The following is a 24277-nucleotide window of genomic DNA, read 5'->3' as shown; positions in this document are numbered from 1 at the left end:
CCCGCAAGACGACGCGAGGCCTTATATTTTCCTCTGACGTTATCTGCAAGTGATAACAATATCCATATAATTACTAATGCAAATCACTCATACAATATCGTTTGAAATTCACACACAAAAGAGAATACCCGAATATCAATTTCGCTAACATTTTCGGCATGGTGATTAAAAATAGTATTTAATTTTGAAATATAGTCATATTACGATTAACAAACCCCACTTTTATACTGAAAAATAAATTAACCTCACTTTAACGCATTTATTTAAAATAAAAGCCCCAACAACCAATAACATTCATCCTTCGGTAATAAAAAATATTTACACTCAGTCTCAGTTTTTTTCATTGAAATCAATTTCAATATTCCTATTTATTTTTTAAAATATTTTTACGACAGAGGAATGAAAAATACAACCAATTGATATAAAACAAATAAAATGATTTCAAAACATAAATATCATACTTATGCATTATTTTATATAGATATAGTGCCAATACAAAACCAAATGCGCTTAATTATTTCATGAAATTTTCTCATTGATATAAATTCACGCAATACGTATTATTCTGCCTCTTCAAAAATGAAGAATGTAAAAATTCATCTTAATCTAAATTAAATTAAATTCCGTCTGGTCCTGCTATTTGTAAAACCAACAAGCAGTATAAAAAGGGGATAGCGTGTCATATCTTTATTTCCGTCCGATGGGCTTTTATAGATATCGGTATAAGCTGTTATCGTTATTTATTTCATTAAGTTGTTTAATCACAACGGAATCCGCTCAGGCAGATTATGATGCATTAATTCAACAAGCCAGAAATGGCAATACCAATCCCATGCTCGAATATATTCGTCAGGAAGAGAAACGACATCGTCTTTCTTCCTCGCAAATTGCTGATTGGTTGCAAATTGCAAGCTGGGCTGGACATGATGATGAAGTCATTTCGCTCTGGCAACGCTATCGCTCAATGGCTATACCTGCCAGAGGGAGCGCGGCGGTTGCCCGGGCCTATCGCAACCAACGTCAATGGTCACAGGCAATACAGCTATGGCGCACAGCCCTGACCCTGGACAAGCAGAACAGAGACATCAAAGCGGGCTTTATCATGACACTCGCCGATGCCAGACAAGACACGGAAGCCCATCGTTTGGCAAACGATTTATTGGCTCGTCAACCCGACGCCGCTAATTACCGTTTGCTGGCCTACGTTGACCAGGCTGCCGGCCGGATATGGCACGCCCTGCAAGTGCTTTCTATCGCGCATAAACGGTTTCCCGACAATAAGGAAGTCACCCAAGACTATCTGTTCAGCCTCAAAAACAATCGCGTCAGTGCTCCTGCATGGCACCTGGGGCAACAGCACGCTACACAATTAACCACGGCGCAACTGCGCAATCTGGAAGCCGGTGCCGCAGCAGAATTGGTTCGCTTGTCAATGATCCCCAATCGTAATGAAAAAGAGCGCTTTGACATTGCTGACAGGGCACTTGCACGCTACGAACAGATGCTTAATCAATGGCACAACCTACCCGATGCACAACACGATTATCAACGGGCGCGCATTGATAGGCTTGGTGCTCTTCTTTCCCGCCATCGGATGCAAGACGTTATTGATGAATACCAGACGTTGCAAAAACAAGGCATACCTCTCCCGGAATATGCACAGAAATGGGCAGCGGCAGCCTATCTGAATCTGCGCCAGCCAGAAAAAGCGCGGAATATCCTGCACTCGTTGAATTACCCTGATGAAAATATTTCGTCGTCAGGGAAAATTTCACCGCCCAATATTCCCCTTGAAGATGATATCGTCCTTTTTTATGCGAATGTGGAAAGTGAGCGTCTGGATGCCGCTCAACAAATTGCCACCGGTATCAAACAACGCAATCCTTATATGCTGAATGTCTTTGGCTCCCCCATTCGTGTTCCGAATGATGGCTGGCTGCAAGGGCAGCAATTTTTAGCGGAGTCTGCACAATTACGTGAAGATCTTGCCGAAGCAGAAAAACGCTTTACCCATTTAGCCCGCACAGCGCCTGGCAATCAGAAATTACGGATTGATCTGGCGTCTGTCTGGCTGGATCGTGGTTGGTCACGCCGTGCTGAGAGTGAATTAAAGCAAATTGAAGGACTCGATCAGCGTCATCTGGCGTTGGAAATCCAGCAAGGTTATACCGCGCTGGCTCTGCAAGAATGGCGGCAGCTGGACTTGCTGGCCGATGATGTTATTACCCGCGCCCCAGAAGACACGTCCGCTAAACGCTTTAACCGTCTGCGTAATGTGCATCATATGTCAGAACTGCAAATTAAGGTTAATCAGGGCATTAATTCAGATAATCCTGAAAGTGGCAAACACAGTTCAGATATTGACGCAGTACTTTATAGCCCTCCCTTTGAGGATAATTGGCGCTTATTTGCCGGTGGTGCTTACAATCGCGGCCAGTTCTCAGAAGGCCGGGGGTTGAACCGTGATTTACGCGGCGGTGTAGAGTGGCGCTCGCGGGATCTTTGGCTGGAAGGTGAAGTTTCTGCGCGTCATTATCGTCATGGCAGCAAGGTGGGATTACGGATTGCAGCCTGGTATGACTTCAATGATCAATGGCGACTGGGTGGCTCCGCAGAACGTCTTGCCCGTAATACCCCCCTGCGTGCGTTGAGCAATAATATCGATGCCAATGGCGGACAAATTTATGCCCGCTGGAGATACAGCGAACGCAGCCAATGGAGCGCTCGCTTTACCCCTGCATTCTTTTCAGATGGCAACCATCGCTTTGAATATGGCATTGATGGCCTTCAACGCCTCTATACCGCTCCTTACCTGAAACTTGATGGGCAGTTGGAACTGAGCACAACTCACAATACCCGGCAAAATACCCCCTATTTCAATCCCAAAAGCGACTTTACCTTTCTGCCTGAACTGGAAGCAGACCACATCATATATCGGCACTATCAAACTGTCTGGAGCCAGCAAGTTGTGGCGGGTATCGGGCAATATTGGCAGCAAGGGTACGGCAGTGGCCTAATCACAATGATGGGATATGGTCAACGTATTAAATGGAATGATGTTATTAACACAGGGGTAAGGCTCACGCTGGATAAACGTCCTTATGACGGTAAACGAGAGAGTAATCTGCAAGCTGCTTTTGATTTAATCTATCGGTTCTGAAGGATTTTTTTATGATACACAATGTTTTTCGTCATTGGTTGATGATATCGGCCCTGCTGATTAGCTTGTTACTCCCCCAGTTTGGCATGCTGGCATATGCAGAAAAACCTGATTTTGTTCCACCCGTGCAACGGCCGCTTTCCATGAATGAACGCCCCTGGCCTAAAAATGGCTTTGTAGTTCTGGCTTACCATGATGTCGAAGATGATGGGGCAGATCAGCGTTTTATGTCAGTCCGTACCAGCGCATTAAACGATCAGTTTGCCTGGCTGCGGGAAAATGGCTACCAGCCGGTTACAGTCGACCAAATTCTTACTGCCAATCAGGGCGGTACGCCATTGCCGCCCAAGGCTGTATTGCTGACTTTCGATGATGGCTATAGCAGTTTCTACCACCGCGTATTTCCGCTGCTGAAAGCCTATCACTGGCCTGCCGTTCTGGCTCCCGTTGGGATCTGGGTTGATGTACCCGCCGAAAAACCCGTTGATTTTGGCGGGTTGATGGTGGCGCGGGAGCGCTTCACGACCTGGGAACAGGTAGCAGAGATGTCTCGTTCTGGTTTAGTGGAAATAGGTTCCCATACTTATCAGCATCACTATGGTGCCATCGCTAATCCACAAGGCAATACCGAGCCGGCTGCGGCCATTCGCATTTACGATCCGAAAACAGGTCACTATGAAAGTGGGCAGGCGTTCCGCCAGCGGATGGAAAAGGATATTGCCACTATTACCCAAAGAATTATCGCTGCCACAGGCAAGCAGCCACGGGTCTGGATTTGGCCTTATGGTATCGATAACGGTGTTACGCTGGAAATAGCCAAACGCTACGGCTACAAAATGGCATTGACCCTGGATAACGGGCTGGCAAACGTCAACAATCTTGATAATGTGCCACGTATATTGCTCACACATAACCCTTCTCTGAAAGAATTCGCCGGGCAGGTTATTCAGGTACAGAATAAACCGATCTTACGGATTGCCCATATTGATCTGGACTATGTTTATGATCCAGACCCCGTTCAACAAGCCGATAATCTCGACAAGCTGGTTCAGCGCATTGCCGATCTGCGCGTCAATACCGTTTTCCTGCAAGCCTTTGCTGATCCCAAAGGCGATGGCACTGTACGGGAACTCTACTTTCCTAATCGCTGGCTACCGATGCGGGCGGATCTCTTTAACCGTGTTGCCTGGCAACTGCACAGCCGCCTGAATATTGAAGTTTATGCGTGGATGCCCGTTCTGGCCTTTGAACTGGAGTCTTCACTCCCGCGGGTGATGAGCGATGACACAAGTCATGACCAGCTGTTTGTAAACCCGACACAATATCGTCGTTTATCGCCCTATAACCCAGAAAACCGCCGGAGGATCAAAGAGATTTATCAAGATTTGGCCTCTCATGCTATTTTTCAGGGCATCCTGTACCACGATGACGCCGTCATGTCTGATTTTGAAGATGCTGGCGCAGATGCCATTAAAGCTTATCAGGCCGCAGGTTTATCTGCTTCCCTTGCAGAAATTCGGCAAGATCCAGAACAATTCGCCCGTTGGACACGCTTTAAAAGCCAATACCTGATTGATTTCACTCATGAGTTAACCAGAGAACTCAAGTCAATACGGGGTTACCAGATCAAAACTGCACGCAATATTTTTGCCCTGCCCATTCTGGAACCGGACAGCGAAGCGTGGTTTGCCCAAAATCTGGATGACTTCCTCGCCCACTACGATTGGGTTGCCCCTATGGCAATGCCATTGATGGAAAATGTGCCACTAGCAAAAAGCAATCAATGGTTATCCCGCTTGGTGAAAATCATTGCCCAACGCCCACAAGCCCTGGACAAAACTGTTTTTGAATTGCAATCCGTAGATTGGCGCCAGCCACTGGATAAAAGGGCAATTTCAGGGCACCAATTAGCAGAGTGGATGCGACAATTGCAGCTCAACGGCGCACAGAGCTTCGGTTACTACCCTGATGACTTTCTTAACAATCAACCAGAAATGAATGAGATCCGCCCTGTTCTTTCTCCTGAATGGTATCCACTTCATGATTGATCGTATTATTGCTTTTCTCGTGCTCTGCCTGGTACTGAGCATCCCCCTTGGTATCGCTATCACCTTTACCGGGGAAGTCATGCTGAACTTTGTCTTTTTCTGGCCTTTGTTCATGTCGGCCATCTGGATCTCAGGCGGGATCTATTTCTGGCTCTATCGGGAAAGGCATTGGAAAATTGTTGATGAAGAAGCGCCGCATCTTGAAGGAAAACCGCTAATTTCAATTTTGATCCCTTGCTACAACGAAGGGCCAAATGTGCGCGAGACACTGCTGGCCGCCTTGAACCAGCGCTATCCCAATATTGAAGTGATCGCTATCAATGATGGTTCAACCGACAGCACCGCAGATGAACTCAATGCGATGGCGAAACAATATCAAGCCTTGAGAGTGATACACCTGAAACAGAATCAAGGCAAAGCCACTGCACTTCAAGCGGGGGCAGCTGCCGCGAAAAGTGATTATCTGGTCTGTATTGATGGCGATGCCCTGTTAGATCGAGATGCGGCTGTCTGGCTGGTCAAGCCTATGATTGAAAATCCCCGTGTTGGCGCTGTTACTGGTAATCCCCGCGTTCGTACACGATCCACTTTAGTGGGGCGCATTCAGGTTGGGGAATTTTCTTCCATCATTGGCCTGATCAAACGAACCCAACGGATTTATGGTCAGGTCTTTACCGTGTCAGGGGTTGTTGCAGCCTTTAATCGCCGGGCACTGGCCGACGTGGGGTATTGGAGTAATGACATGATCACAGAAGATATTGATGTGAGCTGGAAACTCCAGTTACACCATTGGGCTATCCTGTTCGAACCCCGCGCACTCTGCTGGATTTTGATGCCTGAAACCTTGCGGGGATTATGGAAGCAGCGGTTACGCTGGGCACAGGGTGGAGCCGAAGTTTTCCTGAAAAACCTGCGTCAATTGTGGTCATGGCAATATCGCCGCATGTGGGGGTTATTTGCTGAATTCTGCTGCTCCGTTATCTGGTCATTTACATTTGCCCTTTCCATCATTTTATTTTTACTCGGCATGTTCATCGCATTACCGGAAAACATTCGCGTCTATACCCTATTTCCACCTGGGTATACGGGATTAGTTCTGGCGGCTACCTGCCTGATCCAGTTTACCGTCAGTTTAGTGATTGAGCGCCGCTATGAAAAACACGTTGCCTCATCGCTGTTCTGGGTGATTTGGTATCCGATGGTTTATTGGATGCTGAACCTATTTACGACTCTGGTATCTTTTCCCAAAGTGATGCTTAAAGTACACAGAAAACGCGCTCGCTGGGAAAGCCCTGACAGGGGAATAGAGAGAATCGAATCATGAAAGAACCATTGATTTTTACCGAACAAAGGTTATGGCCGCGTTTAATTGATATCCTGTTGACCATCCTGGCCTGGGCAGGTTTTATCTATTTATTCATAATGGGATTATTTTACGTCTCCCATAATGGTCCCAGGCCTTTTACGTCGACATTATTTACTTCAGAACTGGGCGTCATCGCCCTTTATATTGCCATTGCCATATTTAATGCATTTTTGCTCATTGGCTGGGCAAAATACAACCAACGTCGATTTAGGATCGAACGTCGTCGTCACCGACCTGCATTAACCCACGCTGAAGTGGCGCAGAGTTTTATTTTGGAACAAAAGTTGTTTGACACCTTAAGGCAAAGCAAAGTTTCCAGTATCACTTATGACAATCATGGACATATAATAGGAATCAATGAAGATGTTTCAATATAGAAATAGTCATTTATTCACTAATAATGAAATTATATTAAAGGTATCGATTAGATTGCCAATAATCTTATTTGGCAAGTAACTATTTTACAACCTATCTCATTAAGGAAATAAAACTGAATGAGATAGGTCTTGGCTGAGAACAGATTTTATCAATAAATTTAACACGACCATTTACAATATGAAAAATAAATACTGGAACATGATATGAAAGTGATTGAACGGATTCATCATCTTTGTAAACGCACTATTTTTAAACGTTGTGTCTCCAGATTATTTCTACGGGTATTGATCACGTTATGCTTAATCACCGTCACATGTCATTCAGCAGTAATGGCTATGCCTGACATCAATGAAAAACGAATAATCAATGAAAAAACAGCGCACAACGAAAATGTTGCGCGGGTAGTTTCTGGAATTATCAGTTATACCCACTGGCCTATTACACCTACTATTCTGCACTTATGTCTGGTTCCTCCATCCAATTACATCAGCGCCTTAACCCACATTGATATGATTTCTGATCACACAGAACTGCAAGTTGAAACACTCAATTTCAACGTAGAACAACTCATAGAAAAATGTGATGTCATTTACTACGGTCAAATCGATCCACAACTTCAACATCAGGTAATCAACCTGAAAAATGACAAGCCATTGCTTACCATTGCTGAAAATAATCCGAACTGTGAAATTGGCAGCGCATTTTGCCTCAACATTAACAGCGCTCCGGCAACATTTAGCCTCAATCTTGATATTCTGACGCGCAGCGGCGTGCGCATACATCCGAATGTCCTGCAACTGGCTCGTAAGGTGGAATAATCTACATGAAAAAACGTTATTCACGGATGCCCTCACGCCCGACTTTACGTCATGCTTTCCACCGCATCCATCTGGTCATTACGTTTATCATATTATCCGTAGTCGGCTTGTTTTTATCGTTACTGGCACTGCTTGCTATGCAGAAATATGCCGAAAACAGTTTAAAACTGATTGCCACGACCATTGCCCATACCGCACAGGCCGCTGTGGTTTTTCAGGATAAAACCGCAGCAAACGAAATACTGGAAATGATTGCCGTTCACGATGGCTTTACAGAAGCCAAGATTTTTGATGCTAAACAGCAGGTGTTAGCCAGTTGGCAAGCAAATCAGGAGACTCGTACCGGCAATTTCAAGAAATTGATCGAGCACTGGCTATTTCTTGAACCTTTCACCCTGCCAATTTACCATCATCAGCAAAAAGTAGGCTCAGTCTGGTTAATTGGTAACAGTTGCCACATCATCAAATTTATTTATCAGGCCCTGCTGGTACTATTTGCCTGCCTGCTGTTCAGCGCCGTCATTTCACTCTACCTCTCGTTGCGTATGCATGATGGTATTGTCAGAGCTTTGCAAAACATTACGGCCGTCGCCCATGATGTGCGGCAACGGCGGACATTTTCCCGGCGCGTGCCCTCGGCCCATATTGCTGAGCTGCATGAGCTAAGTCAGGTTTTCAATCACCTGCTGGAAGAGCTGGAAGAGTGGCAACATCATCTGCAAACAGAAAAAGCCGCGTTAACCTGGCAAGCACAACATGACTCTCTGACCGGTTTACCAAATCGGGCCACTTTTGAACGTGTTCTGTCAACCGTCATGGGCGATAAATTTATGCGTGAAAGTGCAGCGATATTATTTATTGATGGTAACCGGCTGAAATATGTCAACGATGTCTATGGACATGCTGCCGGCGATCACGTGCTTGTCACTATCGCCGCCACCTTAAAACGAAGGGTAAGAAAAACAGATACCGTTGCCCGGCTTGGCGGGGATGAATTTGCTATCCTGTTGCCTTCCGCCAATCTAGAAGATGCAGAACGCGTTGCCAAAAATATCATCCATGCTATGGATACCCCGATCCTCCTTCCTAACGGACAACATCTACGTATCACACTCAGCATCGGCATTGCATTATCCAACGGTGAACTAACGGCAGAACAACTACTCTCTGAAGCCGATGCAGCGATGTATCACATAAAACAACGGGGCGGGGGCTGGTATTCCGCTGATACAACAAAACTCAACTGTCTATCAAGGAACCCTCTATGAGCAGAAATCGTTATTGTGTATTTATCTTTGCGTTTATTGGCACACTTTTTCTCAGCGCCTGCCAGAATAAAGGGGCGTTGACAGCCGCACAAATCGCCGCACTTAAACAACAGGGATTTCAACAAACCGATGAAGGCTGGTTATTTGGTATATCAGAAAAGGTGTTGTTTGGTAATAACCAATTTCATTTACGATCAGAAGGTGAAACAAAATTAAAACAACTCGCCAGTATTTTATCCAAAGTGGGTATCCACCACGCACGCCTTGATGGCCACACTGACAATTACGGAGAAGTGAGTTACAACAATCAATTATCATTGAAACGCGCTAACACCGTTGCAGATGCACTGACACAGGGAGGTATGCAGCGTACTAATCTGACCGCCCGTGGATTAGGGCCAAGCCAACCTATCGCCGATAACCGAAGTGCAAAAGGTCGGGCAGAAAATCGTCGGGTTGCCATTGTGATAACGACACCGCAATAGCGCTATACCATGAGCGATAATATGGGTTTTAAAACAGCCCTGTTTATTACGGGCAACTTGATAATATATTGATATAAATCAAATAATAATTTAGCCACGGATGGCCACAATATTTTTTTATCTTGATCATCCTCAGCAATTATAACCCCCCCCCCCCCCCCCCCCCCATTTTGCCATATAGTCATATAGTTATTTCCCGTCTTTAAATTCTTCCTGTAACATAGCCGAAGTTGTTTTCGCAAAAAAAAGAGCCTCTTTTTTTTGTAATCAATAAGTTAATAAAATTTTGCATGGTTTGGATAACAAGCCTACTGTTAAGTAACAGGCTTTATCAAGAAAGGAGATATGATGGGGCTGGATCTGAAATCATACCGATCCCTGTATCGGATATTTGTGATGTTATTCATCACCATCACTGCCAGCACTGGCTTTATATTTTGGAGATTATTTTCCAATTATCAGGATAATATCCAACCAGATGTAGAATCTGCATGTGTATTTATTTTATTGTCTCTGCTTACGTTCATATCAGCGGTATTTTTTTATAAACATACCAAAACCATTACTATCCCAGAATATCGTTTGAAAAAAGCGATTAAAAATCAGCAATTCATCCCCTATATACAGCCCATTATTTGTAGTAAAAACAATGAAATCATTGGATGTGAAATCCTTGTTCGCTGGCAACACCCAATTCATGGCTTATTGACGCCAAATAAATTTATCGCACAAATTGAAAAATCAGATTTTATTATTCCCTTAACGCATAACCTAATCACCCAAGTGAGAGACTATTTTTCGCCTATTGCTCATCAATTACCGACAAATTTCCATTTTAACTTCAATATTAGTGCAAGACATTATAAAGATATTAGGTTAATTGATGATTGTCATTATTTTCTGACATCATTTCCAGCAGATTCCATCAAACTGATTTTGGAAATTACCGAACGAGAATTATTGAAACTCGATAATCATACTATTAGTTTATTCAATAAGCTGAATGAATTAGGTGTATTAATTGCACTGGACGACTTTGGCACAGGTTTTTCTAATTACAATTATTTACAAAAACTTAATGTTAACTTAGTGAAAATAGGACATAACTTTATTAGCAAAATGAATACCGATATGATTTCAAAAAATATTGTGGAAAATATCATTGACCTTGCCCAGCGATTGCATCTGGAAATTGTGGCAGAAGGAATTGAAAACCAAGAACAGGTTAATCAGTTAACGAACTATTCTGTCGATTATTTACAGGGATATTACTTTGACCGTCCGATGCCGTTGGAAGAGTTTGTCAAAAAATGGTTATGACAAGAATTCTCCCTGCAAAAACGCTTTACGGGGCCTTTAGCTTTGACCATTTCTGTTCCATATGCTGTCCAATGGTAGCCGCTGAGGTTCTTTGGGAGCTTTTTGTAATGACGTATTCGCCTTAATCAAAAAAGGAGAGATTAATTTCGGATGAATGGCAAGAGATAACGCATCATATTGAAAATAAACTCCCTCTTTATTCTCGACCAATTGCCCTACAAGGATATTACTTCCATCAGAAACTAAAAAGACGGATTGAGTACAGCCATGTACCTGTCCGTCACGGATCTTATTATGTATCAATTCAAGAGATCGGTATTTAAAGTCTATTTTACCATTAAACCGCCATCAACGGGTAAACAACAACCTGTAATGAATTCCGCTCTGTTACTCGATAACCACACAATAGCATTCGCTACTTCTTCCACTTCCCCAATCCGTCCAATTGGGTGGGCGTCACCATAAGCATCTAAATTATCACCAAACACACTGACTGACATATCTGTCCTGATTAATCCTGGACACACGGCATTAACCCGAATATTTAACTTTGCCACCTCTAAAGCTGCGGACTTTGTCAATCCAACCACCGCATGTTTACTGGCAGTATAGGCACACCCTCCTGCATAATTCGCTTTTAAACCTGAAACTGATGCGACATTTACTATTGCTCCGCCTGATTGCTCCATTAACGGTATTTCATACTTCATACATTGATACACGCCCGTTACATTCGTCGCAATGACCTCATCCCATACTTCATCTGGATATTCGGTTATTTTAGTAAATGAAGCACCGAACATTCCGGCATTATTAACAGCAATGTCCAAACGGCCATAATGCTCTTTAATATATGAGAAGAGCCGCTTAATGTCTGACTGTTTGCTCATATCGGCAGAATAGAACGCACAATTAGCATTGTGTGGCATTTGTGCTATTGCTTTACTACCTTTATCAACATTTCTCCCTACCAAAAGAACTCTTGCATCCATTTTCGCAAATTCAATAGCAGTAGCCAGCCCTATTCCGGCTGTTCCTCCAGTGATCAATACCACTTTATTTTCAAATGAATTCATGACATATATCCCCTTATTAAATCAATAAATAGTTAACCTCTCCTTATTCCTTAAAATTACCGCACACCATAACTGTAATCAGAGTGAATTTCCCCCATAATAAAACTTTCATCTGATCTTATCTTACAGTGAACATTTTGAATTTTATGCCTAACGATTTATATTTTATATGTTAAAAATCATCAGAGCCAAAATGCATTTAATTCATGAAAATATACCAATCCAACTTCAGGATGCGTGTTATATTTCTCCGCTCAACGGGAAAATATAAGGCTTTGCGTCGGCCCACTTGTGTTCGATGGGATTCAAATACGAGCAGTTGCCGCATGCTTCGGGTGTCGCTCTGCTCAAAAAAACCCAGACAACGATGGCTGGGTTTTTGAATAGTTTCTTTAGCTTATTGTTTACAGAACACTTATTGTTTACAGAACACTTTTCGCCTGCTGAACAATATCAATCAGCGGTTGTGGCCAAATACCAAGGATCAACACCAGTAATGCACTGAGCAACACCACAATCCCACCAGAGGTAAACGCCCAATTGCGTGGTGTATCACGGTTCAGTGTTTTCGGGGCCGGCAGGTACAAGCTCACCATCACGCGTAGATAGTAGTAAAGGCCGATGGCACTACCCACGACAACGGCACCAGTCAGCCACCACAAGCTTGCTTCAACACCTGTCGCGATGACATAGAATTTGCCAATGAAGCCAAATGTTAATGGTATTCCCGCCAACGACAACATCATGACTGTCATTACCGCTGACAGGATCGGTTTATGCCAGAACAGGCCACGATATGAGAACAGTGAATCCGCATCTGGCCCTCTGTATGGGCTGGACATCAAGCTGACCACACCAAATGCCCCGATACTGGCGAGCAAATAACCGACCAGATAAATACCTGCTGTCTCTTCTGCCAACGTATGATCTTTGATGGCAACCAATACCACCAGCAAATATCCCAAATGAGCAATGGATGAGTAACCCAGCAGTCGTTTGATATTGCTTTGTGTTAATGCCAACAAGTTACCAAACAGGATAGATGCGATAGCAATCACCGTGAGCAGAATACGTAAGGTTGTGCTTTCAGCCACTGGTGCTTCAATGAATAAGCGCATGATCACGGCGAAAATCGCAACCTTACTTGCCGTTGCCAGAAAGGTCGATACCGGTGCCGGTGCACCTTGATAAACATCCGGTGTCCACAGTTGGAAAGGCACCAGGGAAAGTTTAAAGCCCAGTCCGACAATCATCATCCCTAAACCAGCCAGCACTAACGGTTCATGCAGTTTGCTATCGCTCAAACTCTTGCCGAGTGATGCGAAAGATAAATCACCGGATTCGGCATACAGCAATGCAATACCAAACAGCAGGAATGAAGATGCGGCCGCAGACAGCAACATATATTTGATGCCTGCTTCCAACGAACGTTTCTGGCGATATGCATAACCCACTAAACCAAACAGCGGCAGGGTGATCAATTCAATTCCGATAAACAGTGATGCCATGTGGTTGGCCGAAGAGAGCAGAATTCCCCCAGCCGCCGCGATCAACACTAACAGATAAAATTCTTCTTTATTATCGGGATAATTTTCCAACCATGAGTAGGCAAATGTCGTTGTTGCAAGGCTCGCAATCAGCACAAGAGCAGTATAGAACATTGCAAAACGATCTACATGAATCAATGGCGTGACATCCATTGGCTCTTGTTGTCCCACAAAATAGAGAGAGAACAGAGCCAGGTTTAGACCCATTACCGTCAGGGTAACATTGGTGAAATGATCGCGTCGCCACGCAATGGACAACATCACAACCACCACCGTCAATCCGACGATCAATAGCGGCAACAGTGCGATCAATTGTTCAGGAGTTATTGTCATGGCGAATTACGGCCTTGTAGTTAAAAGTGAAGCTGAATACCCATTCTGGATGTGACTCATTGCTGCGGCTGAGGTATCAAGGATTGGCTGCGGGTAAACACCCAAAATCACCAGCAAGACGACCAACAACAGCAGAATGGAAATTTCACGTACATCCATTCTCTGTAAAGGTTTATCCGTTTTTGGCGTACCGTAATAAGCCTTCTGCATCAAGTACAGTGCATAAACGGAAGCAAAAACCAAACCGAACACGGATACCGTAGTAATCAGGGTAAATTTACTGAAGCTGCCAAACAGGATCATAAATTCCCCGACAAAGTTACCGGTTCCTGGCATACCCAATGTGGCTACCGCAAAAAACAGGGATATCGCAGGCAAGAGTTGAATTCTTCCCCATAATCCGCCCATTTGGCGCATGTCTCGGGTATGCAGACGTTCATAGAGCTGACCACACAGAATGAACAGCCCTGCGGCTGACAGGCCATGTGCAATCATCTGGATCACCGCGCCCTGATAAGCCAATTGGCTACCTGTGTAAATGGCGATAAGCACAAAGCCCATGTGAGAAACACTGGTATAGGCAATCAAGCGCTTGATATCAGTCTGGCTGAATGCCATCCACGCACCGTAGAAAATACCAATGACGCCCAGCCACATGGCAATCGGCGCAAATTCCGCAGAAGCTTGCGGGAACAGAGGCAAACTGAAACGTAACAAACCATAAGCCGCTGTTTTCAGCAAAATCCCTGCAAGGTCAACTGAACCGGCTGTTGGGGCCTGACTATGGGCATCTGGCAACCAACCGTGTAAAGGAACAACCGGCATTTTCACCGCAAATGCAATGAAGAAACCCAGCATTAGCAAGTATTGAACGGTGTTTGACATCGGCGTATCCAACAGTTTTTCATAGTTGAATGACCATTCGCCGGTTGCATCATGGTGAATAAAAGCCAGTGCCAGAATCGAAATCAACATCACCAAACCGCTAGCCTGGGTATAGATGAAGAATTTCGTTGCCGCAGTGATACGGGTTTTACCTTCTGAGCCTCTGTGTCCCCACAGGGCAATCAGAAAGTACATCGGTACTAGCATCACTTCCCAGAAGAAGAAGAACAGGAACAGGTCGATGGCAAGGAAAACTCCCATCACGCCCCCCAGTATCCACAACAGGTTCAGGTGAAAGAAGCCCTGATATGGCTGGTTTTCATTCCACGAACAGAGGATCGCCATCAAACCCAGTAATGCAGTCAATACCACCATCAGCAAGGATAAACCATCCAGTGCCAGATGAATGCTAATGCCAAAACGTGGGATCCACGGAAGCAGGAATTCTGATTGCCACTGTGGTATGCCCTGTGGGTTGGTAAGTGTATAACCACCCTGTAACCACAGGTACAGGGAGAGTAACAGCGTCAGTCCCATCGCCAGAAGCGCTATCCAACGCGGCATACGAGTGCCGAAGCGCTCGGCCTGCCAACACAACAGGCCTCCGATGAAAGGCAGAAGAATTAGCCAAGGTAGTAGCATGGCGCAATGTGTCCCTTAATTAAACCAAAAGCAGCAGAGCTAAAACCAGCACTGCACCCAACCCCATAGAGGTAGCGTACCAACGGACTTGTCCGTTCTCACTCCAACGAAGCCCTTTATTGCCCCAACGTGACAATATGGCTGGAATGTTCATCAGTGAGTTCAAAGGATCACTTTGCAACAAACGGGTGATGCCCTTGAATGGTTTTACAAATACCCAGTCATACAGCGCATCAAATCCCCAGGCATGGAACCACCATGTGGAGAAGAAACGCCCCGCTGCACTGTTCGCTGTGGCATTGACCACACCACGTTTGCCCAGATACAACGCTGCCGCCAGCAAGATACCGACAACGGCAACCACACCAGAAACGATTTCCAGTGTCATTTTGCCATCATGCCCTGCCGCACTGTTTTCTGACAGAACACTCTCAGGCAGGACACCCGCCAGCGGTGGTACAATCAGTGCGCCCACAAACGTTGACAACACCAGCAATACTGACAATGGCAAGGTATGAGTAATGCCCTTGACTGGATGAGCATGGGTATTTTCTTTACCGTGGAACACGATAAAGATCATGCGGAAGGTATACAGTGATGTCATCAATGCCCCAATCAGCCCCGCCAGCATCAGGTTCATATGACCATTTGCCAACGCACCCCACAGGATTTCATCCTTACTATAAAAACCGGCTGTCAGTAATGGCAGTGCCGACAACGCAGAGCCACCCACCAGGAAGCAGAGATAAACAAATGGGATACGCTTACTCAGCCCTCCCATCTTGAAGATGTTTTGCTCATGGTGGCAGGCCAGGATCACCGAGCCAGAAGCCAGGAACAGTAATGCTTTGAAGAATGCATGGGTCATGAGGTGAAAAATTGCGGCATCCCACGCCTGTACGCCCAATGCCAGAAACATGTAGCCAATCTGGCTCATGGTGGAGTAAGCCAGTACGCGTTTGATATCTGTCTGTACCAGTGCCGCGAAACCGGCCAGCAGCAAAGTGATCGCACCAATAATACCGACCAAATGTAAGATATCAGGCGCCATCAAGAACAATGCATGGCTACGGGCAATCAGATAAACCCCAGCGGTCACCATCGTCGCGGCGTGGATCAGCGCAGAAACGGGTGTCGGACCGGCCATCGCATCAGCCAGCCATGTTTGCAATGGCAACTGCGCGGATTTACCGACAGCCCCCCCCAGAATCATCAAGGTTGCCCAGGTGATCGCGCCAGAACCTGCTTCAATATATTGTGGTGCCAATACCGCCAATTCGCGGAAACTCAGCGTACCAAGCTGGTCGTAAAGGATAAACATACCAATGGCAAGGAATACGTCACCAACACGGGTCACAATGAAGGCCTTCATTGCCGCCGCGCCATTGGCCGGGGTTTTGTAGTAGAAACCGATCAACAGGTAACTGCACAGGCCGACGCCTTCCCAACCGAGATACATCAACAGCATGTTATCTGCCAGTACCAATACCACCATACTAGCGATAAACAGGTTGGTATAGGCGAAGAAACGGGAGTATCCCTCTTCACCACGCATGTACCAAGACGCGTAGATGTGGATCAGAAAACCCACGCCAGTCACCACACTGAGCATCGTCAGTGACAGACCATCCAGCACCAGATTAACCGGAATGCTGAAATTATCCACTGCCATCCAGTTCCACAACGTTTGGCTGTAAACCCGCCCCCCTGCCCCATCCTGTGCAAGAAAATCAAGTGCTACCCAGAATGTGACTAATGCTGCCAGCCCAACAGAACCTATCCCGATGGTGGCTGACATATTTTCAGACCAGCGGCCACGGGAAAATGCCAATAGCAAAAATCCCAGCAGTGGCAGCAGAATGGTTAAATAGAGTAAGTTCATCCGCGCATCTCACTGACTGTATCAATATTCAGGTTTTGGCGACGACGGTGCAGCTGTAGTAACAGTGCCAACCCGATACTCGCCTCGGCGGCTGCCAGAGTAATGGCCAGAATGTACATCACCTGACCATCAGGCTGGAGCCAATAGCTGCCAGCAACGACAAACGCCAGTGCTGAAGCATTGATCATGATTTCCAACCCGATCAGCATAAATAACAGATTGCGGCGGATAATCAGGCAGGTGAAGCCTAATATGAACAGAATAGCCGCCAGAATGAGTCCATGGTGTAACGCTATCATTATTGTTGGTCCTCCGTACGAGTGCTGATCACTTCCCCTTGCCGATTTTCACGGCCGATGTGGTAAGCCACTACCAACCCTGCCAACAACAGCAAAGAGGCCAGCTCGACCGCCAGTACATAAGGGCCAAACAGGCTAATGCCCACTTCTTTGGCACTGACCACTTCACCACTGATTTCAGCGGATGGCAGTGTACTGATGGCATAAACCAGCACAATCAACAGCACAACAGACAGGATTGACGGGCCAATCCAGGCTCTGGGTTGTAACCAGCGCCGTTCCTGCTCGACAACTGATTTGCCTAAATTCAGCATCATCACGACGAAGACGAACAACACCATAATAGCGCCCGCGTAAACGATGATCTCCAAAGCACCCGCAAAATAGGCACCCATTGAAAAAAACACAACGGACAATGCCAACAAGGAAATAATCAAATACAGCAGTGCATGCACTGGATTCGTATGGGTTATCACCCTGAGTGTTGCCAGAATAGCAACCAGCCCTGCGACATAAAATGTAAATTCCATGAATATCGTTCCTTACGGCAACAGGCTTTTAACGTCGATAGGCTTGGCCTCATTGTCGGCTTCACCTTTATCTTTGCCGTCAATCGCCATACCTGTCTTACGGTAAAAGTTATAGTCAGGATATTTACCCGGCCCTGAAATCAGCAGATCTTCTTTCTCATACACCAGATCCTGACGCTTGAATTCACCCAGTTCAAAATCCGGTGTCAACTGAATAGCGGTAGTTGGGCACGCTTCTTCACACAGGCCACAGAAAATGCAACGCGAAAAGTTAATGCGGAAAAATTCAGGATACCAGCGCCCATCTTTATGCTCGGCTTTTTGCAGTGAGATACATCCTACCGGACATACCGCTGCACACAAGTTACACGCAACACAACGCTCTTCACCGTCAGGATCACGCGTCAGGACGATGCGTCCACGGTAACGGGGCGGCAGATAAACCGGCTCTTCCGGATACATTTTTGTTTCGCGTTTATGGAAGGCATGAAGCCCTATCATCCAAATACTGCGTACTTGGGTGGCGAAACCGACCACTAATTCTTTCAATGTCATGGTTCAATCGCCCCCTTTATTGAGCGTTGTATAAAATAACTGCGGCTGTCGCTAGCATATTCAGTAACGTTAACGGCAGACAAACCTTCCAGCCAAACGACATCACCTGATCATAACGAGGACGCGGCAAAGCAGCGCGGATCAAGATGAACATCATCATGAAAAATGCTGTTTTCAGCGCAAACCAGACGAACGGCGGCAAGAAAGGCCCATTCCAGCCACCAAAGAACAGCGTGACGATCAAAGCAGATACCGTCACAATCGCGATATATTCCCCGACAAAAAACAGACCGAATTTCATACCGGAATATTCAATGTGATAGCCGTCAGCCAGTTCTTGCTCTGCTTCCGGTTGGTCAAAGGGATGACGGTGGCATACCGCTACCCCCGCAATGGCAAAAGTCAGGAAGCCAAAGAATTGAGGAATAACATTCCACACATGTTGCTGTGAGTTGACGATATCCACCATGTTAAAGGAGCCGGCTTGTGCCACAACGCCCATCATGGACATACCGAGGAAAACTTCATAACTCAGTGTCTGTGCGGATGCCCGCATCGCACCCAGCAGGGCATATTTGTTGTTACTCGCCCAACCAGCAAATAGCACGGAATAAACCGCCAGACCTGCCAGCATCATAAAGAATAAGATGCCGATGTTCAGGTCTGCAACCATCCATGTCGGGCTTACCGGTACAATCACAAAGGCCAGAAGCATTGAGCAGAATGCAATGACAGGAGCCAAGGTGAAAATGGCTCTGTCAGAAAAGCGGGGTGCCCAGTCTTCTTTAAAGAACATTTTGATCATGTCTGCAACAAGCTGCAATGAACCGCCCCAACCGACTCGGTTTGGCCCATAACGGTTTTGAAACAGGCCAAGGATACGGCGTTCAAAGAAACTCATGAATGCCCCGCAGATAACCACGACCAGTAGAATGACAACCGCTTTCAGTACAGCAATCAGGATTTCAATGACCTCGGGAGTAAACCAGCTCATTATGCAACCTCCCGTAAATTATGGACTAATTTGCCTGCCAGGATCGGCGGTACACCCGACATTCCCAGAGGCAAGCCGATTTGCCCCTGGGCCAGATTACCACTCAAGCGCACGGCCAAACGCAGTTTCTGCCCTTCACAATCAAATGCCATTACTGCACCTTCTTTCACCTTCAAATGCTCCGCATCTTTATGATTGAACATCACATACGGCTCAGGCATACGCTCCTGTATTACATCAGAACGTTGGGACAGTTCTTCACTACCGAACAGATGGAAATAGGGCGCAACATGCCATTGATCTTTTTGCGCAGTGAATGCGGTCGGGATAGTGTCAAAATAGTTTAATCCACCATCAACCGTTTCAATTAAACGAACCCCCGGATCGCCAAAACGCAGCTTACCACCGACTTCCGCCTGAAATTTATTCCACGCTTGTGGTGAGTTCCAGCCGGGTGCCCATGCAAATGGGATTTGCTGGCGTGGTGCATATGGGCTGTTGTTCCCTTCCATTGAGAAAGCAAATGCGGTATCGATATCCTGGGGTTGGCGCTGCTCATGGACATTGACATCAGCCAACATTGCCGTACGGCCGCTGTAACGATGAGGTGAACGCGCCAGTTTTTGCCCACGAATACGGAATGTCGCATCGGGAGCCGCATTTATAATGCCTTTGAATTGCGGCATCACTTTGACACAAGCGGCTATCACATGATCAAGCTGTGTCCAGTCAGTTTGGCACTGTGTATAAGTGGTATACAGGGAATGCATCCAGCGCCAGCTTTCCAGCATAACGATAGATTTGTCATAAAATGCCGGTTCGTAAACCTGGAAATAGCGCTGGGCACGACCTTCCTGATTCACCAACGTACCGTCACTCTCTGCAAAACTGGAGGCTGACAGAATCAAATGCGCCTTATCCATGATGGCGGTGCGCTGATGATCCACGACAATCAGGTTTTTCAGGCTATCCAGTGCGCGATCTATCTTATCCGCCGGTGCATGACGATAGAGATCGTTTTCCATCACAATGGCGGTGTCTGAATCCCCTTTAGCAATACGCTGCAAAGCAACATCCAATGGCTGCGCTTCCATCATTGCCAGCCCCAGACTATTGGCATACGCGGCAACATAAGAAAGGCCGACATCTGCGCCTTTATCTTTCAACGCCCATGCAATATTAGCGGCAGCCTGAATCAAGGCATCGCTGCCTGAATTGCTACCACTGATAATCAATGGCTTTTTCGCATCACGTAATGCCTGTGCAATGATTGCCACTTTCGATTTCAGTTCACCCGGCAGGCCATCAACCGCAGGAGCGATATTGTTCAGGGCATGTGCCACGGCAAAGCCTAAGCGAGCCTGATCATCAACCGGTGCACGGTAACTCCATGCGGCAATATCATCCAGTCGGGTTTCATCAACACTGGTCAGGAAAAGAGAATACTTGGCATGTTGACCAATATTCATCACAGCCGCAATCTGCCAGTCTGCCACTTTCTGAGCAGCCGCCATTTCTCGCGCTTTGCCTTTCACTGCCTGACGCACAGATAACGCCATGCGGGCAGCCGTTTGGGTCAGGTCTTCCCCTAACACCAACACCGCATCATAATCTTCAATTTCACGCAGAGATGGCGTATAGACGCCCCCTTGCTGGAGAATTTCTAACATCGTATCAAGGCGATGTTGTTCTTCCGCTGAAATACCACTGTAGAAGTTTTCCGCACCAACCAATTCACGTAAGGCAAAGTTACTTTCAATACTGGCACGCGGTGAACCGATGCCAATGGCATTTTTCGCCTGACGCAAAATGTCTGCGCCTCCTTGCATGACTTGCTCGGCATTCAATGAAATCCATTGATCGCCACGCAATTGTTGTGGCTGGCGAGGACGGTCGTCGCGGTTGACATAGCCATAACCGAAACGCCCTCGGTCACACATAAAGTAGTGGTTGACAGTACCGTTATAACGGTTTTCTATCCGGCGCAGTTCACCATAACGTTCACCGGGGCTGGTGTTACAGCCAATACTGCACTGTTGGCAGATGCTTGGCGCAAACTGCATGTCCCATTTACGGTTGTAGCGTTCTGAATGTGTTTTGTCGGTAAATACCCCTGTTGGGCAAATTTCAACGAGGTTACCGGAAAATTCACTTTCCAGTGTGCCACTTTCAGGGCGACCAAAATAGACGTTGTCATGAGCACCATAAACGCCAAAATCCGTTCCATCCGCATAATCTTTGTAATAACGGACACAACGGTAACAGGCGATACAACGGTTCATTTCATGAGCAACAAATGGTCCCAATTCCTGATTTTTGTGAGTACGCTTGGTAAAACGGTATTTGCGGAATGAATGCCCCGTCATTACTGTCATATCCTGCAAATGACAGTTACCCCCTTCCTCACAAACTGGACAGTCGTGGGGATGGTTGGTCATTAACCATTCCACAACACTGGCACGGAACTGTTTAGCTTCATCATCATCAATGGAAATATACGTGCCATCTGATGCGGGTGTCATACAAGACATCACCAGACGACCACGCGTATCTTCCGCATTTTGATATTGCTTCACCGCACACTGGCGGCAAGCGCCAACGCTTCCCAGCGCTGGATGCCAGCAAAAATAAGGTATATCAAGCCCCAATGAGAGGCAGGCTTGTAACAGGTTATCAGCCCCGTTTACATCATATTCTTTGCCGTCTACATGTATCGTAGCCATAGTCAGCATGCTTCCCAATGGCCTGCCGCAGCAGGCGTTAATCAAAAATTAGCGCTGTCTGTTACCAACGCTGGTTGAGCAGGTTTGGTTGAATACCCGCAATCAGGTTGGTATTGCCGTAATCTTTGGTGACAATTCCTGCTTCAAACTCTTCACGGAAATATTTAATAGCACTCTGCAAAGGTTCCACAGCACCTGGCGCATGGGCACAAAACGTTTTGCCCGGCCCAAGAAAACGACAGAGTTGTTCTAATGTTTCAATATCACCTGGCTGGCCTTTGCCACTCTCAATAGCCCGGAGGATTTTGACACTCCACGGCAAGCCATCACGGCATGGTGTGCACCAGCCACAAGATTCACGAGAGAAGAATTCTTCAAGATTGCGGGTCAGGGAAACCATATTGATCTCATGATCCACTGCCATTGCCAGCGCGGTTCCCAAACGACTACCCGCTTTGGCGATGTGCTCAAAATCCATTGGCAAATCCAAATGGTCTGCGGTCAGGAAATCGGTTCCTGCCCCTCCGGGTTGCCAGGCCTTGAATTGCAGGCCATCACGCATTCCTCCCGCGTAATCTTCAAGAATTTCACGGGCGGTTGTGCCAAAAGGGAGTTCCCAAAGACCCGGATTTTTGACCCGACCAGAAAAGCCCATCAGTTTAGTACCGGCATCTTTACTTTTGCCGGCACTCAGACCGATATACCACTCTTTTCCATGCTCAAGAATTGCAGGAACGTTACACAAGGTTTCGACGTTGTTGACGCACGTAGGTTTGCCCCATACGCCCGCTGTCGCAGGAAATGGGGGTTTTGAACGTGGGTTTGCCCGGCGCCCTTCAAGGGAGTTAATCAGGGCGGTTTCTTCACCACAGATATAACGTCCCGCACCCGTATGAACAAACAGTTCAAAATCAAAACCACTGCCCAAAATGTTTTTGCCAAGCAATCCGGCCGCTTTCGCTTCCTCTATGGCTTTGCGTAAATGGACAGCGGCTTCGACATACTCACCACGCAGGAAGATGTAACCGCGATAGGCTTTCAATGCAAAAGCACTGATTAACATGCCTTCCACCAACAGATGAGGCAGTTGCTCCATCAATAGGCGGTCTTTATAAGTACCCGGCTCCATCTCATCCGCATTACACAACAAATAGCGGATATTCATGCTTTCGTCTTTTGGCATCAGGCTCCATTTCAAGCCTGTCGAGAAGCCCGCACCACCACGACCTTTTAAGCCAGCATCTTTAACCAGTGCGGTAATTTCATCAGGAGCCATGCCCTTCAGTGCTTTTTCGGCTCCTTTATAACCATTTTGGCTCCGGTATTCATCCAGCCAGACAGGGTGTTGGTCATCACGCAACCGCCATGTCAGGGGATGAGTTTCCGCTGTGCGGATAATTTCTTTCACTCCTGAATGCGTTGTCATGGATATTGCTCCAGTAATTTTTCAATTTCTTCGGGTTTCACGTAACTGTGGGTGTCCTCATCAATCATCATCGTAGGTCCCTTGTCACAGTTACCCAAGCAGCAGGTTGGCAACAGTGTGAAACGCCCATCGGCCGTGGTTTGCCCCGGACGAATGTCCAGACACGCTTCTATCGCTGCCTGAACACCCTGGTAACCCGTGATGTGACATACGACACTGTCACAATACCGGATAATGTGGCGTCCCACTGGCTGCCGGTAAATCTGGCTGTAAAACGTCGCCACCCCTTCCACGTCACTGGCCGGAATACCCAGTACCCCAGCAATGGCATAAATGGCACCATCCGGCACCCAACCACGCTGCTTTTGTACAATTTTCAGTGCTTCGATTGACGCAGCACGCGGATCTTCGTAGTGGTGTTTTTCCTGCTCAATGGCATTACGTTCGTCAGCACTCAATACAAACTCATCCGGTGTCTGAGCGTCCGTTACGTTAACCACATCAAGGCGTGCTTGCTTGTTTGCGTTAAATTCACTTTGCAT

At 46.5% G+C, this 24277-nt stretch carries 19 protein-coding genes; 8 read left to right on the top strand and 11 right to left on the bottom strand.

Annotation, left to right across the window (positions count from 1 at the left end; translation table 11 throughout):
• Positions 1 to 676: 676 nt before the first annotated feature.
• The 8 genes from pgaA (at position 677) to PXH59_RS01695 (ending at position 10843) form a co-directional block, all read left to right on the top strand.
• Positions 677 to 3160 (top strand): poly-beta-1,6 N-acetyl-D-glucosamine export porin PgaA, encoded by a 2484-nt coding sequence (gene pgaA, locus PXH59_RS01730; RefSeq protein ID WP_285810036.1) that lies wholly within the window; start codon positions 677 to 679, stop codon positions 3158 to 3160.
• 11 nt (positions 3161 to 3171) lie between these two features.
• Positions 3172 to 5208: a poly-beta-1,6-N-acetyl-D-glucosamine N-deacetylase PgaB gene (gene pgaB, locus PXH59_RS01725; protein ID WP_285810035.1), complete on the top strand. Its 2037-nt coding sequence runs from the start codon at positions 3172 to 3174 to the stop codon at positions 5206 to 5208.
• Positions 5201 to 6532: a poly-beta-1,6-N-acetyl-D-glucosamine synthase gene (gene pgaC / locus PXH59_RS01720; protein WP_047769385.1), complete on the top strand. Its 1332-nt coding sequence runs from the start codon at positions 5201 to 5203 to the stop codon at positions 6530 to 6532. The genes pgaB and pgaC overlap by 8 nt, the downstream gene beginning before the upstream one ends.
• Entirely contained in the window at positions 6529 to 6951 is a 423-nt protein-coding gene (gene pgaD / locus PXH59_RS01715) for a poly-beta-1,6-N-acetyl-D-glucosamine biosynthesis protein PgaD (RefSeq protein ID WP_285810034.1), read from the top strand. Before pgaC ends, pgaD begins: the two co-directional genes overlap by 4 nt.
• A 204-nt stretch (positions 6952 to 7155) precedes the next feature.
• Complete coding sequence (yfiR, locus tag PXH59_RS01710) at positions 7156 to 7770, top strand: regulatory sequestration protein YfiR (RefSeq protein WP_285810033.1); 615 nt, start codon at positions 7156 to 7158, stop codon at positions 7768 to 7770.
• A 5-nt stretch (positions 7771 to 7775) separates the two neighbouring features.
• Positions 7776 to 9038, top strand: coding sequence for a diguanylate cyclase DgcN/YfiN (gene dgcN, locus PXH59_RS01705; RefSeq protein ID WP_285810032.1), 1263 nt, complete (start codon positions 7776 to 7778; stop codon positions 9036 to 9038).
• Entirely contained in the window at positions 9035 to 9523 is a 489-nt protein-coding gene (gene yfiB, locus PXH59_RS01700) for an outer membrane lipoprotein YfiB (RefSeq protein ID WP_285810031.1), read from the top strand. Before dgcN ends, yfiB begins: the two co-directional genes overlap by 4 nt.
• Positions 9524 to 9871: 348 nt before the next feature.
• A complete protein-coding gene (locus PXH59_RS01695; protein ID WP_047769394.1) occupies positions 9872 to 10843 on the top strand; it encodes an EAL domain-containing protein in 972 nt (323 codons plus the stop codon).
• Between the two features lie 326 nt (positions 10844 to 11169).
• Here PXH59_RS01695 and PXH59_RS01690 read toward each other — a convergent pair whose 3' ends face one another.
• From PXH59_RS01690 to nuoE, 11 genes are all read right to left on the bottom strand, one after another.
• Positions 11170 to 11919, bottom strand: coding sequence for an SDR family NAD(P)-dependent oxidoreductase (locus PXH59_RS01690; protein ID WP_285810030.1), 750 nt, complete (start codon positions 11917 to 11919; stop codon positions 11170 to 11172).
• A 422-nt stretch (positions 11920 to 12341) separates the two neighbouring features.
• Positions 12342 to 13799, bottom strand: coding sequence for an NADH-quinone oxidoreductase subunit NuoN (gene nuoN / locus PXH59_RS01685; protein WP_285810029.1), 1458 nt, complete (start codon positions 13797 to 13799; stop codon positions 12342 to 12344).
• 6 nt (positions 13800 to 13805) lie between these two features.
• The gene (gene nuoM / locus PXH59_RS01680) at positions 13806 to 15326 is read right to left on the bottom strand and encodes an NADH-quinone oxidoreductase subunit M (RefSeq protein ID WP_047769400.1); all 1521 of its coding nucleotides are present in this window, start codon (positions 15324 to 15326) and stop codon (positions 13806 to 13808) included.
• Positions 15327 to 15345: 19 nt separating this feature from the next.
• On the bottom strand, positions 15346 to 17208 hold the full coding sequence (gene nuoL / locus PXH59_RS01675) for an NADH-quinone oxidoreductase subunit L (protein ID WP_285810028.1): 1863 nt from the start codon (positions 17206 to 17208) through the stop codon (positions 15346 to 15348).
• A complete protein-coding gene (nuoK, locus tag PXH59_RS01670) occupies positions 17205 to 17507 on the bottom strand; it encodes an NADH-quinone oxidoreductase subunit NuoK (protein ID WP_045971435.1) in 303 nt (100 codons plus the stop codon). The genes nuoL and nuoK overlap by 4 nt, the downstream gene beginning before the upstream one ends.
• Complete coding sequence (nuoJ, locus tag PXH59_RS01665) at positions 17507 to 18037, bottom strand: NADH-quinone oxidoreductase subunit J (RefSeq protein ID WP_285810027.1); 531 nt, start codon at positions 18035 to 18037, stop codon at positions 17507 to 17509. Before nuoJ ends, nuoK begins: the two co-directional genes overlap by 1 nt.
• A gap of 12 nt (positions 18038 to 18049) precedes the next feature.
• The gene (gene nuoI, locus PXH59_RS01660; protein ID WP_047769406.1) at positions 18050 to 18592 is read right to left on the bottom strand and encodes an NADH-quinone oxidoreductase subunit NuoI; all 543 of its coding nucleotides are present in this window, start codon (positions 18590 to 18592) and stop codon (positions 18050 to 18052) included.
• A gap of 16 nt (positions 18593 to 18608) precedes the next feature.
• Positions 18609 to 19586 carry an NADH-quinone oxidoreductase subunit NuoH gene (nuoH, locus tag PXH59_RS01655; RefSeq protein ID WP_047769408.1) on the bottom strand — a complete coding sequence of 326 codons (978 nt, stop codon included), beginning with the start codon at positions 19584 to 19586 and terminating at the stop codon, positions 18609 to 18611.
• Positions 19586 to 22309 carry an NADH-quinone oxidoreductase subunit NuoG gene (nuoG, locus tag PXH59_RS01650; RefSeq protein ID WP_285810026.1) on the bottom strand — a complete coding sequence of 908 codons (2724 nt, stop codon included), beginning with the start codon at positions 22307 to 22309 and terminating at the stop codon, positions 19586 to 19588. Before nuoG ends, nuoH begins: the two co-directional genes overlap by 1 nt.
• A gap of 61 nt (positions 22310 to 22370) precedes the next feature.
• Positions 22371 to 23735: an NADH-quinone oxidoreductase subunit NuoF gene (gene nuoF, locus PXH59_RS01645; protein ID WP_285810025.1), complete on the bottom strand. Its 1365-nt coding sequence runs from the start codon at positions 23733 to 23735 to the stop codon at positions 22371 to 22373.
• Positions 23732 to 24277 (bottom strand): NADH-quinone oxidoreductase subunit NuoE, encoded by a 546-nt coding sequence (gene nuoE, locus PXH59_RS01640; RefSeq protein ID WP_047769415.1) that lies wholly within the window; start codon positions 24275 to 24277, stop codon positions 23732 to 23734. The genes nuoF and nuoE overlap by 4 nt, the downstream gene beginning before the upstream one ends.

It is taken from the genome of Xenorhabdus bakwenae (assembly GCF_030272115.1).
Taxonomy (GTDB): Bacteria; Pseudomonadota; Gammaproteobacteria; order Enterobacterales; family Enterobacteriaceae; genus Xenorhabdus; species Xenorhabdus bakwenae.
Note: the sequence above shows the minus strand (reverse complement) of the source record. Positions and strands in the feature narration are given on the sequence as shown.

Excerpts from the sequence above, each read along its gene's own strand:
- pgaB (WP_285810035.1), top strand. The coding sequence starts at position 3,172 with ATGATACACAATGTTTTTCGTCATTGGTTGATGATATCGGCCCTGCTG.
- yfiR (WP_285810033.1), top strand. The coding sequence starts at position 7,156 with ATGAAAGTGATTGAACGGATTCATCATCTTTGTAAACGCACTATTTTT.
- nuoF (WP_285810025.1), bottom strand. The coding sequence starts at position 23,735 with ATGACAACGCATTCAGGAGTGAAAGAAATTATCCGCACAGCGGAAACT.
- pgaD (WP_285810034.1), top strand. The coding sequence starts at position 6,529 with ATGAAAGAACCATTGATTTTTACCGAACAAAGGTTATGGCCGCGTTTA.
- nuoK (WP_045971435.1), bottom strand. The coding sequence starts at position 17,507 with ATGATAGCGTTACACCATGGACTCATTCTGGCGGCTATTCTGTTCATA.
- nuoL (WP_285810028.1), bottom strand. The coding sequence starts at position 17,208 with ATGAACTTACTCTATTTAACCATTCTGCTGCCACTGCTGGGATTTTTG.
- PXH59_RS01690 (WP_285810030.1), bottom strand. The coding sequence starts at position 11,919 with ATGAATTCATTTGAAAATAAAGTGGTATTGATCACTGGAGGAACAGCC.
- PXH59_RS01695 (WP_047769394.1), top strand. The coding sequence starts at position 9,872 with ATGGGGCTGGATCTGAAATCATACCGATCCCTGTATCGGATATTTGTG.
- nuoH (WP_047769408.1), bottom strand. The coding sequence starts at position 19,586 with ATGAGCTGGTTTACTCCCGAGGTCATTGAAATCCTGATTGCTGTACTG.
- nuoI (WP_047769406.1), bottom strand. The coding sequence starts at position 18,592 with ATGACATTGAAAGAATTAGTGGTCGGTTTCGCCACCCAAGTACGCAGT.
- pgaC (WP_047769385.1), top strand. The coding sequence starts at position 5,201 with ATGATTGATCGTATTATTGCTTTTCTCGTGCTCTGCCTGGTACTGAGC.
- nuoJ (WP_285810027.1), bottom strand. The coding sequence starts at position 18,037 with ATGGAATTTACATTTTATGTCGCAGGGCTGGTTGCTATTCTGGCAACA.
- nuoG (WP_285810026.1), bottom strand. The coding sequence starts at position 22,309 with ATGGCTACGATACATGTAGACGGCAAAGAATATGATGTAAACGGGGCT.
- nuoN (WP_285810029.1), bottom strand. The coding sequence starts at position 13,799 with ATGACAATAACTCCTGAACAATTGATCGCACTGTTGCCGCTATTGATC.
- nuoM (WP_047769400.1), bottom strand. The coding sequence starts at position 15,326 with ATGCTACTACCTTGGCTAATTCTTCTGCCTTTCATCGGAGGCCTGTTG.
- yfiB (WP_285810031.1), top strand. The coding sequence starts at position 9,035 with ATGAGCAGAAATCGTTATTGTGTATTTATCTTTGCGTTTATTGGCACA.
- dgcN (WP_285810032.1), top strand. The coding sequence starts at position 7,776 with ATGAAAAAACGTTATTCACGGATGCCCTCACGCCCGACTTTACGTCAT.
- nuoE (WP_047769415.1), bottom strand. The coding sequence starts at position 24,277 with ATGCAAAGTGAATTTAACGCAAACAAGCAAGCACGCCTTGATGTGGTT.